Annotated in this window: 1 protein-coding gene; it reads right to left on the bottom strand. The window is 38.1% G+C overall.

The genetic code is table 11. The features are described from left to right. Positions 1 to 32: 32 nt before the first annotated feature. A complete protein-coding gene (locus tag AU511_RS16985) occupies positions 33 to 887 on the bottom strand; it encodes a formylglycine-generating enzyme family protein (RefSeq protein WP_094110371.1) in 855 nt (284 codons plus the stop codon). Positions 888 to 931 lie beyond the last annotated feature (44 nt).

The following is a 931-nucleotide window of genomic DNA, read 5'->3' on the forward strand; positions in this document are numbered from 1 at the left end:
TCTTGTACATTACGTTCACCTTGAAACCATTGTCAGTTCTCTACACAACGGAAACCATCACCAGGCCCCTCATAATCAGGTTCACTTTTTCCGCGTGTAATGTCATACAATCCAAACATGGATCCCAAGTAGCCTCGGATAACTTTTTTGTCACCTTTTTTTGGCCCTTGTGGGTTTTTCTCGGGCGAATTTTTATAATACTCATCAGAGTACCAATCGCTCACCCATTCATTTCCATTCCCCATCATGTCATATAAACCTAGGGGGTTTGGAGGATACGAACCGACAGGAGCCGCGTCATGAGTGAAGTTAAGTTTATCATCTGGATCGTCAGGATTATATTGATTGTCACTATTTGCAAACTGGAAAAACTGACCTCGGCTACGAGCTGCATATTCCCATTGAGCCTCGGTAGGTAAAGTAATAGATTTTCCTGATACTTTCCCAATCCATTTACAGAAAGCGCTAGCGTCATTCCAACTCACTGATGCAGGGTAATTGTCACCAATATTGCGTAGCATTTTTTTATCATATTCATCTTCAACCTTTCTAGCCTTTATTTTCTTATAGTATTTATTGTATTCTTTTTTATTTAAATTCAACCAAACATTAAACTCTCTCCAAGTAACTTTGTTTTTTGTTATTTTAAAATCAGAAAGCTCGACCCAATGCAATGGTTTATTATCCAACCCAGGACTAAAAGGTAGTTTTTCGCCAACAAGCGGCCCAAAATCCCCCATTTGAAACCGCCCCCCTTTAACTGTCACCATGGAATTGACAATATCGTTGGCTAATTGTTGTTTATTAGTATCATTTTTAGCATTATCACATCCAACAAGAATAGTTCCAATGAATGATAAAGTAATTAATGCTCTATATTTATTCATTGCAATCACAACTCCTGTTCACCAACAATTACACGAGTACAACA

The sequence above is a fragment of the Lonsdalea iberica genome (assembly GCF_002111585.1).
In the GTDB taxonomy this organism is placed as follows: Bacteria; Pseudomonadota; Gammaproteobacteria; order Enterobacterales; family Enterobacteriaceae; genus Lonsdalea; species Lonsdalea iberica.

Excerpts from the sequence above, each read along its gene's own strand:
- AU511_RS16985 (WP_094110371.1), bottom strand. The coding sequence starts at position 887 with ATGAATAAATATAGAGCATTAATTACTTTATCATTCATTGGAACTATT.